Raw genomic sequence first — 13755 nt, forward strand, 5'->3', positions numbered from 1 at the left:
CCGCGTCCCGCTACCTGGTTCCTGCACGTTTTCTCCACCGGCAACACCGGCTTCGGTGTGGGGGGCTGGGGGGGTGGGGGCGGCGGGGGTCGGGGGGGTCGGGCCCACGGGGGCGCGGGGGGGGCGGGGGTCCGGGGGCGCGCGGGGCACTGTTTGGGGGCGGGGCGGCGCCCCCCCCGGGCGCCGCCCGGCCACACCGTCCCGTGGCGTCAGCCGAGGGTCCAGCGCTGGTTGCCGGCGCTGCCGCAGGTCCACAGTTGGACCAGGGCGCCGTCGGCGGTGGAGGCGCCGGAGACGTCCAGGCACAGGCCGGACTGGACGCCGGTGACGGTGCCGTCGGCGTTGAGGTGCCACTGCTGGTTGGCCTGGCCGTTGCACGACCAGACGACCACCTTGGTGCCGGGGACGGCACCCTGCCCGGAGGCGTCCAGGCACAGTCGGCTGCCGCCGTCGTAGACGCTCAGCTGGTCGCCCGGGGTGCGCGTCCAGATCTGGTTTCCGCCGCCCCAGCAGCGGTAGATCTGCACCTGGGTGCCCGCCGTCGTCGAGGCGTTCGGCACGTCCAGGCACTTGCCGGCACCGACCGCGTGCAGCTCACCCGTGGTACCGCCGCCCCCGCCGCCGGGGCTCGAACCGCCGAGGGCGGAGAGCGCCGCGTAGTAGGCCGGCTTGGGCCGGTCGTTGCCGTCGTACATGGTGGCGGCACCGGTCCCGGGGAAGGTGCCGGGAATCCAGGAGTGCGCGTCGTCCACGCCCCACTGGCTCACGCCCACGCAGCGGGAGACGGCCAGGCAGGCCCGGACCACGGCGGCGTAGTCGGCGCCCTGCTGCTGGAGCGCGGCGCCGGAGGCGGGGAGCTGGATGCGGTCGTCCAGTTCGGTGATCGCCACGTCCAGGCCCAGGTCCGCGAACCGCTGCAGGTTGGCCTGCAGGTCGGCGGGGACCTGGCCGAGGATGAAGTGGCTCTCGAAGCCGATGCCGCCGAGCGGCACCCCCTGGGCGAGCAGCGACCGGGCCAGGCGGTAGAGGGCGTCGCTCTTCGCGTTCCGGCCCTCGATGTTGTAGTCGTTGATGTAGAGCTTGGCGCCCGGGTCGGCGGCGTGCGCCGTGCGCAGCGCGTCGGCGAGGTAGCCCTCTCCCATCGCCCGGTAGAACACGTCCGGGACGAGGGAGCCGTCGCCGTTGAAGGGCTCGTTGATCACGTCCCACGCGTAGACCTGGCCCTTGTAGTGGGTGGCCTCGGCGGTGATGTGCGCCTCCATCGCGGAGCGCACCTGGTTCAGCGGCAGGTTCGCCGCCCAGGAGGGGAGTTGGTTCTGCCACACCAGGTTGTGGCCGCGCACGCGCATGCCGTGGGACCGGGCGAACTGGACGAGCCGGTCGGCCGGCCCGAAGTTGTACGTGCCGGGGGACGGCTCGATCGTGTCCCACTTCATCTCGTTGGCCGGGGTCAGCATGTCGAACTGCGCACCGGCGACCGCGGTTTCACCGGGAACGTTGAGGTCGCCGCCCTCCAGGGCGGTGCCGAAGTAGCGGCCGTTCGCTTCCGCCGCCGCCTTCAACGTGGTGCCGGCCGCCAGGGCCGGCGTTGTCGCGGCCAGGGCGCCGGTCACGAGCGCCAGCGCCAGGACCAGGGCGGCGGTCCAGGCGCGGCGCATTCCGAGCAGAATCCTGCGAAGAGGCATGGTCGACCTCCAGGGTCGCTCCGTTGGGGGGTGAACACCCGCGCGGTCGGCGGGTCGTGGCGCGCGAGTGACGACGGTGGTGGGGCCGTCGTTCGAGGGAACGGGAGCATCGCGGCGATGGGTTGGGCTCCCGAGGCTAGGTAACTCGGGGTGTATGGGACACGTCAATGCGCGGTTGAATGTTTCGCTGATATTTCGGAGATACGTGGGGGCGCGAAGCGCAGGACAGCCTTGGGCCACGGTCCGCAGGCCCGCGCGATCGAGCCCGGTGGTGAGACGCTCAGCTGCCCGGATCCACTGACTGGGCCATGGCCGACTGTTTCGCCGCTTCTGCCGAAAGCATTGACAGCTTGTCGGGTGCAAACCAACACTGTGGCCGAAGACACGTGCGAGCGGCGGTGGCTCCGGCCTCCAGCCGCAGGTCACCAACACGCCGTTCCGAGAGCGGTGTTGACGACACGTTCCCCCGCGCCGCCGAGCGGTCGCGTTCGGCCCACCCGTCCGTTCGCGGACATGGGCGGCGCAGGGTCGACCCCCACCCCACCCACCGGCAGGACGGATCATTCCGTGAACGCTCCCCACCCCAAGGGCCGCAAGGTCAACCGCCTCCGGCGGCTCGTCGGCAAGGCGCACCTCCTCGTACCGGCCCTCGCGGTCGTCCTGATCCTGCCCGGCACCGCCGACGCCGCCACCGTGACCACGAACCAGACCGGCACCGACGGCGGGTACTTCTACTCGTTCTGGACCGAGGGCACCGGCGCGGTCTCGATGTCGCTGAAGGGCGGCGGCCACTACGGCACCTCCTGGACCAACGCCGGCAACTTCGTGGCCGGCAAGGGCTGGAGCACCGGCTCACGCAAACCGGTCTCCTACTCGGGCACGTGGAGCACCAACGGCAACGCCTATCTGTCGCTCTACGGCTGGAGCACCAACCCGCTCGTCGAGTACTACGTCGTCGACAACTACGGCTCCTACCGGCCCACCGGCGCGTTCAAGGGCACCGTCACCACCGACGGTGGCACCTACGACATCTACGAGACGACGCGTTTCAACGCCCCGTCGATCGAGGGCATCAGGACCTTCAACCAGTACTGGAGCGTCCGTCGCGCCAGGCGGACCGGCGGGACGATCACGGTCGGGAACCACTTCGACGCGTGGGCCAGGTACGGCATGCGCCTCGGCACCATGAACTACGAGATCCTGGCGACCGAGGGCTACCGGAGCAGCGGCACCTCCGACCTCACGGTGGGCACCCGCTGAGGAAGGAGTCTCCGTCGGCCGCGCCGAGGATCCGACCGAGCGCGGTCGGGATCGCCGACTCGTCGTTATCGGTCTTCCGTGACCACAGGGTCGCACCGGTGTCGTCGACCACGGCCACCCAGTGGTCGCCCGTCCCCGCGTCGATGCCGACCCGGGACCCGCAACCGGCGGGCGGCAACTGGCAACTGGCAACTGGCAACTGGCAAGACCTCATCAGCCACATCCGGCCCTCCCGGGCCGCCCAACAACTTACGGAGGTCCCCATGCGTGAACGGAAGTCCGGCCGAGGTCGGCGGTCCACGGTGCTCGCCGCCGTGGTCGCGGCCGTCGCGGCATTGACTGCCGCGCCCGGAGTCACCACCGCGCAGGCCGCCGACACCGCGCAGGCGGCCGCGGGCGACCTCGCCTGCGCCCTTCCCTCGACGTACCACTGGTCGTCGACGGGTTCACTGGCGCAGCCGGCGAACGGCTGGGCCGCGGTGAAGGACTTCACGGACGTCGTGTACAACGGCAAGCACCTGGTCTACGCGTCGAACGTGTCGGGGTCGTCGTACGGCTCGATGATGTTCAGCCCGTTCACCAACTGGTCCGACATGGCGTCGGCCGGCCAGATCGGGATGGGCCAGGCCGCGGTGGCGCCCACGCTGTTCTACTTCGCGCCCAAGAAGATCTGGGTGCTGGCGTACCAGTGGGGTCAGTGGCCGTTCGTCTACCGCACGTCGAGCGACCCGACGAACCCCAACGGCTGGTCCGCGCCGCAGCCGCTGTTCACCGGCAGCATCCCCAATTCCGGTACCGGTCCGATCGACCAGACCCTGATCGCCGACGGCCAGAACATGTACCTGTTCTTCGCCGGTGACAACGGCAGCATCTACCGGGCGAGCATGCCGATCGGGCGGTTCCCGAGCAGCTTCGGCTCCTCCTACACCACCGTCATGACCGACTCGACCGCGAACCTCTTCGAGGCCCCGCAGGTCTACAAGGTCAAGGACCGGAACCAGTACCTCATGATCGTCGAGGCTCGGGACGCGAACGAGCACCGCTACTTCCGCTCGTTCACCGCCACCAGCCTCAACGGCTCCTGGACCCCGCAGGCCGCCAGCGCGAACAACCCCTTCGCCGGCAAGGCCAACAGCGGTGCCACCTGGACCAACGACATCAGCCACGGCGACCTGGTCCGCGACAACCCCGACCAGACCATGACCATCGACCCCTGCCACCTCCAGTTCCTCTACCAGGGCAAGTCCCCCACCGCCACCGGCCCCTACGACCGACTCCCCTGGCGCCCGGGGCTCCTCACCCTCCAACGCCGCTGACCGGCACTCGCCGCCACGGGGAGCCCCGGGTCGCCGAGGCGGCCGGGGCTCCCCTCGCCACACCAGCCGGGCCAGCCAGGAAACATCCGGGGTGTGAGCGCTGACATTCGGTGCGGAGGTGGCGTAGGACGGTGGTGCGCCCCGGCGGTCCTCGGCATTCGCCACGCCGGGTTCCTCCCTGGTGCCGGTCCCAGCGCCCGGCGTCGCGGAGGCCCGGAGAGCGACGGACAGCACGGGGCTGATCGGGCTGACCGGCACCACGAGATCCCGCCCGCCGCTGCTGGGAGCGCGGCGCGCGGGGCCCTGGACTGGAGCCAGGCGCCGGAGTCCCCTTCCGGCGGCACGGCTGCCCGTCCCCCACACCTCGGAGCCGCCCCTTCGGGAAGGGCGGCTCCGCTGTTCGCTCAGACCGCACAGGAGGCGGAGGGGGTGACCACCGCGTCGTGGTGGGCGGAGGTCCGTGAGAAGCGTTCCACCAGCGGGACGGCCTCCGGGCGGTAGCCGGTGTTGAAGTGCGTCTGCCCGCGGCAGGCCTGCTCCGTCGGGAACGCGACCGTGTGCCCGAGGCGCTCCACGACGGTCACCACGGCGCGGCCGGTGCTGGGGAACACGGTGTCGTCGAAGCAGGTGATGAACACATCGATCCGCATCACTCCTCCTCGGCCGGGGTCGGTACGTGAGCGGGCAGCAGTCCGCGTTCCTTCAACTCCGCCCAGAGCGCGCCGGGAACGGGGTGGCCGATCACCGCGGCGGCGTCCCGGACCTCGGCGGCGTTGCGGGTGCCGACGAGGACCGAAGCGACGGCGGGGTGCCCGAACGGGAAACGCAGCGCGGCGGCGCGCAGAGGGATGCCGTGCCGCTCGCACGCCTCCTTCAACTGCAGGGCCCGGTTGAGGAGTTCGTCGGGGGCTGTGGCGTAGTCGAAGGTGGCACCGGGCTTCGGGTCGGCGAGCAGGCCGGAGTTGAAGACGCCGCCGACCACCACGCCGACGCCGCGCTCGGCGGCCAGCGGCAGCAGTTCGGTCAGGCCGCGCTGGTCGAGCAGGCTGTAGCGCCCGGCCAGCAGGACGGCGTCGATGTCGGTCTCGCGGACGAACCGGGCGGGCAGCTCGGCCTGGTTCATGCCGATGCCGATCGCGCCGAGTACGCCCTCGGCGCGCAGCCGTTCCAGCTCGGGGTAGGCCTCGGTGAGCGCCCACTCGGCGTGGTCGTCGGGGTCGTGGAGGTAGGCGATGTCGATCCGGTCCAGGCCGAGCCGCTCCAGGCTGTCCCCGATCGAGCGGCGTACGCCCTCGGCACTGAAGTCCCAGACCCGGCGGTGGGTGGCGGGGACCGCGAAGCCGCCGTGGGCCAGGTCGTCTCCGTCGGTGGAACCGGTGGCCTCCAGGAGACGGCCGACCTTGGTGGAGAGCGTGTACTCGCCCCGGGGACGGCCGCGCAGGGCCTGCCCGAGCCGCCGTTCGGCGAGTCCCAGACCGTAGTGCGGGGCGGTGTCGAAGTACCGCACGCCCGACTCCCAGGCGGCGGCGACGGCTTCCTCGGCCTCGGCGTCGGTGACCGGCGTGAACAGGTTGCCGATGCCCGCCGCGCCGAAGGCGAGCTCGCTGACCGGTACCCCGCTGCGCCCCAGCGGACGGCGCGGCGGGCTCACCGCCGGCCCTCCGGTCGCAGGCGGAGGTTCGCCGTGCCGCCGTCGACCTGCAGGAGGATGCCCGTGGTGCTGGCGGCGGTGGGGGAGGCGAGGTAGGCGATGGCCGCGGCCACCTCCTGTGCGGTGACCAATCGTCCGTGTGGCTGGCGGGCGTTCAGGGCGGCGCGTTCGGCCGCCGGGTCGTCGGCGGCGTCCAGCAGCCGGCCCACCCAGGGGGTGTCCACGGTGCCGGGGCTGACGCAGTTGACCCGGATGCCCTCGCGGACGTGGTCGGCGGCCATCGCCAGGGTGAGCGAGTGCACGGCGCCCTTGCTCGCCGCGTAGAGCGCGCGCTGCGGCAGACCGGTCGTGACGACGATCGAGCCGAGGTTGACCACCGAGGCGTGGGCGGAGCGGCGCAGGTGCGGCAAGGCGGCCCGGGTGGTGCGGACGACCCCGAGCAGGTTGACGTCCAGGACGCGGTGCCACTGCTCGTCCGGGTTGTCCTCCACGGTACCGATCGCGCCGATGCCCGCGTTGTTGACCAGGATGTCGATCCCGCCGAGCGCCCCGGCCGCGGCCTCGACCGCCGCGCGCACGGAGGCGTCGTCGGTCACGTCGGCGGCGAGGCCCAGCAACGGCTCCCCCACCGCCCCCGGGTCGAGGTCGAGCACGGCCACCCGCGCACCCCGCTCCGCGAGCAACGACGCGGTCGCGAGACCGATCCCGGACGCCCCACCGGTGACCACCGCCGAGAGTCCGTCAAGGTCCGTGGCCGTCATGCCGGCGACTCCTCGCGGCGGGGGAGGCGGAGGCGATGGGTGTCGACGGCGGTGATCCGCGCTGGGGTGTCGGACAACTGGGTGCCTTTCACGCGTTGACGAAGGTCTGGCGCTGGGTGCCGAGGCCGTCGATGGACAGTTCGACGGTGTCGCCCGCGCGCAGGTAGGGGGTGCCGGGCAGGCCGAGGGCCACGCCGGCCGGGGTGCCGGTGTTGATGACGTCGCCGGGGCGCAGCACCATGAACCGGCTCAGGTACCAGACCAGGTGGGCGACGTCGAAGACCATGTTCTTGGTGTCGCCGTCCTGCCTCGTCTCACCGTTGACGGCCAGCCGCAGGCCGAGCGCGCCCGGGTCGCCCGCCTCGTCCGGGGTGACCAGCCAGGGGCCGAGCGGGTTGAACGTCTCGCAGGACTTGCCGAGGTCCCACTGCGCGGAGTACTCCAGCTGGAACTCCCGCTCCGAGACGTCGTTGCTGATGGTGTAACCGGCGATGTGCGCCGGCGCCTCGTCCGGGCTCGCCAGGTAGCGGGCCTCGCGGCCGATCACGACGGCGAGTTCCACCTCCCAGTCGGTCTTCACGGAACCGCGCGGGATCAGCACCGGGTCGTACGGGCCGACCACCGTGGACGGGTCCTTCAGGAACACCACCGGCCGCTCGGGGACGGCCGCACCGGTCTCCGCCGCGTGGTCGCGGTAGTTGAGGCCGATGCACACCACCTTGCCGGGGCGGGCGACGGGTGCCCCGATGCGCAGCCCGGCCGTGTCGATCTCGGGCAGCCGTCCGCCGGCCAGCGCCGCCGCGGCCCGGTCGGTCCCGCCGGTGGCGAGGAACTCCCCGTCGATGTCACCGGTCAGCTCCGAGAGCGCGAACACGCGGCCGTCCTCATCGAGGACCGCCGGGATCTCCTCTCCCGTTGCCCCGATCCGAAGCAGTTTCATCTGGACTCCCCACTGGACATCGGAATGGATCTTTGATCGTCGGTCATCGGCTCAGCCGTCCGCCGTCCGGGTGGGTTCGGTACGGGTGAGACGGTAGAAGGCGGTCGCGGTGCCCGCGAGGATCGCCGAGGTCTCGTCGGCGGAGCACCCGTCGAGCAGTTCGTGCACGGTGGCGGCCCAGAGGTTCCAGCCGCCCGCGAGGTTCGCCACCGGCCAGTCCGAGCCGAACATCAGCCGGTCGGGGCCGAAGGCGCTCAGCAGGACGTCCCACACCGGCCGGATGTCGGTGATGGTCCACCAGTCGTGGTCGGCCTCGGTGATCAGTCCCGACACCTTGCAGACCACCTGGGGGTGCCGGGCCAGCCGGCGCACCCGGTGCTCCCAGTCCCCCAGTTCGCCGCCGGCGATGTCCGGCTTGCCGGCATGGTCGAGCACCTGGGGCAGGCCGGGGAACCGCTCGGCCAACCGGATCGCCTGGTCGAGCTGGTGGCTGCGGACGAGCACGTCGTAGCCCAGCCCGCGCGCCCCGACCGCCGCCAACCCGCGTTCGACGTCCGGGCGTTGCAGCCAGGCCGGGTCCGCCTCGCCCTGGACCAGGCTGCGCAGCGACCGGAGGTGGCCGCCGCCCGGTCCGGCGAGCAGTCGGTCGAGCTCGTCACCGACCGCGGGGGACGTGAGGTCCACCCAGCCGACCACGGCGTCGATCAGCGGCTCGTGTGCGGCGAGCGCGAGCAGTTCCTCGGTCTCGGACACGTCCGGCACGCACTGCACGACCACCGTGCCGTGCAGCCTGCGGCCGGCCACCTCCTGGGTGGCCGCGCAGCGCAGGTCGTCGGGGGTGAACGTGCGGCGGATCGACGTCAGGGCCGGTTCGTCGAGCCACGGTTGCGGGCGCCGGGCGAGGTCCCACAGGTGGTGGTGGGCGTCGATGAGCACGGGCGGTGGGGCGGGGGTCACGGGAGGCTCCGGGTCGGGTCGGGTCGGGTCAGGTCGGGCTGGCACGGGGGCGGGGCGGGGACGGGGTCAGGGGCCGGGTTCGCCCGGGTGCCAGATCTCGGTGAGTTCCGTCCACCGGCGGGAGTCGCCGCGGTCGGGCCAGGGCTCCTGGCAGGGGTCGGGGAGCTTCCACCGCTCCTGGGTCACGAGGTCGAGGAGCACGAGGCGATCTACCGCGCCATCCGCGACGGCCGGGCCGACGAAGCGGCCACGGCCACGGCGGTGCACCTCGACCGGACGCTGCGGGACTACCGGCGGGAGATCCAGCGACGCTTCTTCGGCTGACGGCGCCGCCGACACCGCGAGAGATCCCATGTCTCGACAGGGACGGAATCGTCCAGCCCGTGGGCCGGTTACCCCACCGCTCTCGGATCCGCCGCGCTGACCGGCGATTTCACGACTCATCCCACTGACCCCCTGGACGTCGCAGTTGCCTCTCCGATAGACCCATCCCATGACCCTCGGAGATGTGAACGCTCACAATACCGGTCGCTTCCCCCGGCGCACCGTGCACCTGGACTTCCACACCGGCCCCGACGTCCCCGACGTGGGGCGGGACTTCGACCCGGTGACCTTCGCCCGGGCCTTCGAGGAGGCCCACGTCGACAGCGTCACCGTCTTCGCCAAGTGCCACCACGGCCACCTGTACTACGGCACCGACCGGCCGGAACGCCACCCCGGGCTCGCCCCCGACCTCGACCTGCTCGCCGAACAGGTCCGGGCCCTGCACGCCGTGGGCATCCGCGCACCGATCTACCTCTCCCTCCAGGTCGACGAGTACGCCGCCCGGGAGCACCCCGAGTGGATCGCGCACGGCGAGGACCTGAAGCTCGCCCGCTGGAGCACCTCGGCGTTCGAGGCGGCCTGGAACATCCTCGACATGTCCAGCCCCTACGCCGACTACTTCGCGGATCAGCTGGAGGAGGTCCTACGGCGGTTCGCCCCCGTCGACGGGGTCTTCATCGACATGTGCTGGAACCAGCCGAGCGTGAGCCGCTGGGCGGTCGACGGGATGCGCCGCGAGGGCCTCGACCCGGCCGACGCGGACCACCGGGCCCGCTACGCGAACCTGGTCGCCCGGCGCTACATGGCCCGCTACTCCGCGATGGTGGAGAAGGCCCTCCCCGCGGACGCCGTCCAGGGCGTCTGGTTCAACAGCCGGCCGAAGACCGGGCTGACCGAGGAACGGCGGTTCGTGCGGCACGTCGAGGTCGAGGGGCTGCCCACCGGCGGCTGGGGCTACGCGTTCCTGCCCTACGTGGCCCGCTTCGTCCGCCCGCTCGGGCTCCCCGTCCTCAGCCACACCGGCCGGTTCCACGAGAGCTGGGGGGACAACGCGGCCCTCAAGCCCCGGGCCGCACTGCTCTACGAGTGCTGCCAGATGCTGGCCCACGGTCTGACCAGCGGCGTGGGTGACGTGCTGCACCCGCGCGGCGTGCCCGCCCGGGCGGCGTACCGGCTGATCGGCTCGGCCTACGGGCACATCGCCCGGTGCGAGCCCTTCCTCGACGGCGCCCGGGTCGTCAGCGAGGTCGCCCTCGTCGTGGACCCCGGCCTGGGCGACAACCCCGGCGCGGGCAACATCGGCGCGGTACGGGCGCTGCAGCAGCTCCGCGCCCAGTTCGACGTGGTCCCGCCGACGGCGGAGCTGAGCGGCTACCGGGCCGTCGTGGTGCCGGAGACCACGACGGTCGACGACGCGCTCGCGGAGCGCCTGCACGCCCACCGCCAGGCCGGCGGAGCCGTCCTGCTGGTCGGGCCCGCGCTGCTCAGGAACGGCACCGAGCCGGCTCTGGCCGACCTCCCGGTCGAGGGCCTGGCGCCGGCCCCGGCCGGCGAGGCCTTCCTCGCCTGCCAGGGCGTGCCCGGTGTCCCGGAGGACTTCCCGGTGATCAGCCACGGCGCCCGGCTGACCGCCCGGGCGCGGCCCGGCGCCGAGGTCCTGGCCCGGGTCGTGGCGCCGTACTTCCCGCGCTCCTGGGACCGCTTCTGCGGTCACTCGTACACGCCCCCGGCCGATCCGACCGACGAGGTGGCCGTCGCCGTCGCCGACGGCGTGGCCGCGGTCGCCGTCCCGCTGCTGGAGGCCTTCCACGACCACGGCTTGGAGACCTACCGCCGGCTGCTCGGCGCGGCGCTGGACCGGCTCCTGCCGCACCCGCTGGTCCGCGCGGGCGGGCCGGTCCACCTGGAGACCACCGTGCAGCGCACCGCCACGGGCACCGTGGTGCACCTGGTCAGCTTCGTCCCGTCCCGGGAGACTCCGGAGCTCGACCTGGTGCACGACCCCTTCCCGCTGGTGGACGTGCCCGTCGCCGTCCGGCTCGCCGCCGTACCGCGCTCGGTGCGGCTGCAGCCCGCCGGCCGGGAGCTGGCCTGGCGGCACGACGGCGAGTACGTCCACGTGCGGGTCACCACGACGGACGGGCACGCGATGATCGTGGTCGAGCACGACTGACCGCGCGGGACGAGCCCCTGGTCACCCGGCGGGCAGCAGGGTCGGGTCCGCCAGGATCCGGCGGACCGTCGTCAGCGCCGCACCCAGCAGCGGTCCGCGCCGCCCCAGGGCGGACGGGCGCAGCGCCTCCGGGGTCCAGGGCCGCACGGTGACCCGGTCGGCCAGTTCGGCCCGCACCGACGGCAGCAGCCACTCGGCGAGTTCGGCGTAGGCGCCGCCGAGGACGAGGCCGTCCGGGTCGATGAGGTCGACGGCGGACGTGAGGGCGAGGCCGAGGGCGCGGCCCGCGCGGTCCAGTGCCGCCAGGGTCGGCGCGTGCCCGGCGCCCGCACGCTCGGCCAGCAGGGTGGCCGCATCGCCCGGGCCGTGGTGCGCGAGGCCGGCCCCGCGCAACACGGCCGTCTCGCCCGCGTACTGCTCCAGGCAGCCGCGGGCGCCGCAGGCGCACCCGGGGCCGTCCGGGTGGACGGGGATGTGGCCGAGTTCGCCGGCGAAGCCGCGGGCTCCGCGGAAGAGGCGGCCGCCGATGACCAGGGCGGCCCCGATCCCGGTCCCGGCGGAGACGTGCACGAAGGTCTCCACGGGCTGTTCGGCGCTCCAGAACTCGGCCAGGGCCCCGAGGTTGGCCTCGTTCTCCGGCTCCGGAACGGTGTCCGGGTCGGGCCAGTGGTCGGCGACCCGGACGGCGTGCCAGCCGAGGTTGGGCGCGCGCTCGACCAGTCCGCCGGGTCCGTTCGGCACCACCCCGGGCACGGCCAGCACGCGGCCCTCGACGCGCAGTCCGAGGGCGGTCGCGTCGGCCTCCGCCTCGGCGGCCAGCTCGGCGACCTCCGCCAGTACCCGCCCGGCCGGCCGGTCCGCGTTGGATCGTTCCACCCGGCGCCACACCCGGGGCTCGCCGCGCAGGTCCACCACGCACGCTCCGAGGTGGGTGACACCGACCTCCAGGCCGAGGCCCGCCGGGCCCTCGCCGCTCACGGCCAGCGCCCGTCCGGGCCGGCCGACCCGTCCGCTGGCGGTGGCCGCCGCCTCGGTCAGCGCGCCGCGGCCGATCAGCTCGTCGACCAGGGACGAGACGGCCGCCCTGGTCAGCCCGACACGCCCGGCGACGTCCGCGCGGGAGAGCGGGCTGTGCCCGGCGACCGCGCCGAGGACGAGCGCGAGGTTGCGCCGCCGCATGTCCTGGAGCGAGGCGGGCCCGTTGTCCTGGCTCCTGATCGCACTGCCGACCGACGTCACGCGCCGCCCCTCCTACCGGTCCCCACCCGGGGCGCCCTGCAAGGCCCCGGCCCGACGCAGGGTATCGCCGATCCGTTCGATCGCGTCGCCGTCCTTCGCCACGGGCTCCAGCGTCCGGCCCTCGGCCGTCCGCCAGCGGCGCGCGACGGCGTCGGCCGACTCGCCGGTGAGCAGGGCCGCGGCCTGGGCGGCCGCGCCGAGCGCGACCAGTTCCCGGGCGTCGGGCACCCGGACGGCCCGGCCCGAGAGCCGCAGGACGGTCCGCTGCCAGGCCCCGCCGCGGGCGCCGCCGCCGATCAGCAGCAGTGGCTCGTCGTCCGCGAGGTCCGCGCCGCCCGCCCGCAGCACGTCGGCGAGGGCGGTGAGCAGGGCGTGGGCGGCACCGTCGTAGGCGGCCTGGAGCAGCTGCCCCGGGGTGGTGTCGTGGCGCAGCCCGTGGACCAGGCCGGACGCGTCGGGCAGGTCCGGGGTGCGCTCACCGTCCAGGTAGGGCAGCACGACGACGGTGCCGCCGTCCTCGACCTCCTCGCGGCCGCGTCCGAGGAGGGCCGCGAAGCGGTCGACGGCGAGGGTGCAGTTGAGCGTGCAGGCCAGCGGCAGCCAGCCGCCGAGGGCGTCGGCGAAGCCCGCGACGGTGCCGCTCGGGTCGGCGGGCCTGGTCCGGCCGACGGCGTAGACGGTTCCGGAGGTGCCGAGGCTGAGCACCGGCTGCCCGGGGAGCAGTCCGAGCCCGACGGCGGCGGCCATGTTGTCGCCGGTGCCGGTGGCCACCGGGGTGCCTTCGCGCAGCGCCGTCCCCGGGCGGACCGCGCCGGCCCGCGCGCCCGGCGCGAGGACCCGCGGCAGCAGGGCGGGGTCGAGGCCGATGCGGTCGAGGACGTCCTCGTCGTAGCCGTCCGGCCCCCACCAGCCGGTTCCCGAGGCGTCACCGCGGTCGGTCACCGCCTCTCCGGTCAGCCGTTCGGTCAGGAAGTCGTGCGGGAGGCGGACGGCGGCGACGCGGTCGCTCGCGGCGGGTTCGTTGGCGCGCAGCCAGGCCCACTTGGCGGCGGTGAAGGCGGCGGTCGGAACGCTGCCGGTGCGGCGGGCGATCTCCGCCGGGCCGATCGCGGCCCGCAGCTCGGCGGCCTGGGGGGCGGACCGGACGTCGTTCCACAGCAGCGCGGGGCGGACCGGTGCTCCGGCCGCGTCGAGGGTGACCAGGCCGTGCTGCTGGCCGGCGACCGAGACGGCGGCCGCGCGCTCGGCCCAGCCCGTCCGCACGGCGGCCTCCTCGAACGCCCGCCACCACTGCTCGGGATCGCTTTCCCGGCCGGCTCCCGCGCTGACGGTGTGCGGGACGCGGCCCTGGCCCACGACGGTGCCGGTGTCGATGTCGACGGCGAGGGCCTTGGTGGACTGGGTGGAGCTGTCGACGCCGATCACGACACGTTGCCCGGCCATGTGTTC

At 73.6% G+C, this 13755-nt stretch carries 10 protein-coding genes and 2 pseudogenes; 4 read left to right on the plus strand and 8 right to left on the minus strand.

Going from position 1 to position 13755, the window contains the following annotated elements; all coding sequences use genetic code 11:
* Positions 1-209 precede the first annotated feature (209 nt).
* Positions 210-1685, minus strand: coding sequence for an endo-1,4-beta-xylanase (locus ACFVHB_RS06645; RefSeq protein ID WP_380316132.1), 1476 nt, complete (start codon positions 1683-1685; stop codon positions 210-212).
* A gap of 567 nt (positions 1686-2252) precedes the next feature.
* Between ACFVHB_RS06645 and ACFVHB_RS06650 the strand changes: the two genes are divergently transcribed.
* Both ACFVHB_RS06650 and ACFVHB_RS06655 read left to right on the plus strand, forming a co-directional pair.
* Positions 2253-2945 carry a glycoside hydrolase family 11 protein gene (locus tag ACFVHB_RS06650; protein ID WP_380316135.1) on the plus strand — a complete coding sequence of 231 codons (693 nt, stop codon included), beginning with the start codon at positions 2253-2255 and terminating at the stop codon, positions 2943-2945.
* A 404-nt stretch (positions 2946-3349) separates the two neighbouring features.
* Positions 3350-4261, plus strand: a pseudogene (locus ACFVHB_RS06655) (non-reducing end alpha-L-arabinofuranosidase family hydrolase); the annotation flags it as partial.
* Between the two features lie 404 nt (positions 4262-4665).
* On the opposite strand, the gene ACFVHB_RS06660 reads toward ACFVHB_RS06655, so the two are convergent.
* The 5 genes from ACFVHB_RS06660 to ACFVHB_RS06680 form a co-directional block, all read right to left on the minus strand.
* Positions 4666-4911 (minus strand): heterodisulfide reductase-related iron-sulfur binding cluster, encoded by a 246-nt coding sequence (locus tag ACFVHB_RS06660; RefSeq protein WP_380316138.1) that lies wholly within the window; start codon positions 4909-4911, stop codon positions 4666-4668.
* Positions 4911-5912, minus strand: coding sequence for an aldo/keto reductase (locus tag ACFVHB_RS06665; RefSeq protein ID WP_380316141.1), 1002 nt, complete (start codon positions 5910-5912; stop codon positions 4911-4913). Before ACFVHB_RS06665 ends, ACFVHB_RS06660 begins: the two co-directional genes overlap by 1 nt.
* Positions 5909-6673, minus strand: a complete 765-nt coding sequence (locus ACFVHB_RS06670; protein ID WP_380316143.1) for an SDR family NAD(P)-dependent oxidoreductase — start codon at positions 6671-6673, stop codon at positions 5909-5911. The genes ACFVHB_RS06665 and ACFVHB_RS06670 overlap by 4 nt, the downstream gene beginning before the upstream one ends.
* A gap of 88 nt (positions 6674-6761) precedes the next feature.
* Positions 6762-7613, minus strand: a complete 852-nt coding sequence (locus tag ACFVHB_RS06675; RefSeq protein WP_380316145.1) for a fumarylacetoacetate hydrolase family protein — start codon at positions 7611-7613, stop codon at positions 6762-6764.
* Positions 7614-7664: 51 nt separating this feature from the next.
* Positions 7665-8570: an amidohydrolase family protein gene (locus tag ACFVHB_RS06680; RefSeq protein ID WP_380316147.1), complete on the minus strand. Its 906-nt coding sequence runs from the start codon at positions 8568-8570 to the stop codon at positions 7665-7667.
* 189 nt (positions 8571-8759) lie between these two features.
* Between ACFVHB_RS06680 and ACFVHB_RS06685 the strand changes: the two are divergent.
* Positions 8760-8894, plus strand: a pseudogene (locus ACFVHB_RS06685) (GntR family transcriptional regulator); the annotation flags it as partial.
* Positions 8895-9078: 184 nt separating this feature from the next.
* Complete coding sequence (locus tag ACFVHB_RS06690) at positions 9079-11067, plus strand: beta-galactosidase trimerization domain-containing protein (RefSeq protein ID WP_380316150.1); 1989 nt, start codon at positions 9079-9081, stop codon at positions 11065-11067.
* Between the two features lie 21 nt (positions 11068-11088).
* Here the strand turns inward: ACFVHB_RS06690 and ACFVHB_RS06695 are convergent, their stop codons facing one another.
* Together ACFVHB_RS06695 and xylB are read right to left on the minus strand one after the other, a co-directional pair.
* Positions 11089-12246, minus strand: coding sequence for an ROK family protein (locus ACFVHB_RS06695; RefSeq protein WP_380316505.1), 1158 nt, complete (start codon positions 12244-12246; stop codon positions 11089-11091).
* 72 nt (positions 12247-12318) lie between these two features.
* On the minus strand, positions 12319-13749 hold the full coding sequence (gene xylB / locus ACFVHB_RS06700; protein WP_380316153.1) for a xylulokinase: 1431 nt from the start codon (positions 13747-13749) through the stop codon (positions 12319-12321).
* Positions 13750-13755 lie beyond the last annotated feature (6 nt).

This window comes from Kitasatospora sp. NPDC127111, from assembly GCF_042677465.1.
In the GTDB taxonomy this organism is placed as follows: Bacteria; Actinomycetota; Actinomycetes; order Streptomycetales; family Streptomycetaceae; genus Kitasatospora.

Bases quoted from the DNA above. Each gene is read 5' to 3' on its own strand.
- ACFVHB_RS06670 (WP_380316143.1), bottom strand. From the start codon at position 6,673: ATGACGGCCACGGACCTTGACGGACTCTCGGCGGTGGTCACCGGTGGG.
- ACFVHB_RS06695 (WP_380316505.1), bottom strand. From the start codon at position 12,246: ATGCGGCGGCGCAACCTCGCGCTCGTCCTCGGCGCGGTCGCCGGGCAC.
- ACFVHB_RS06645 (WP_380316132.1), bottom strand. From the start codon at position 1,685: ATGCCTCTTCGCAGGATTCTGCTCGGAATGCGCCGCGCCTGGACCGCC.
- ACFVHB_RS06660 (WP_380316138.1), bottom strand. From the start codon at position 4,911: ATGCGGATCGATGTGTTCATCACCTGCTTCGACGACACCGTGTTCCCC.
- ACFVHB_RS06675 (WP_380316145.1), bottom strand. From the start codon at position 7,613: ATGAAACTGCTTCGGATCGGGGCAACGGGAGAGGAGATCCCGGCGGTC.
- xylB (WP_380316153.1), bottom strand. From the start codon at position 13,749: ATGGCCGGGCAACGTGTCGTGATCGGCGTCGACAGCTCCACCCAGTCC.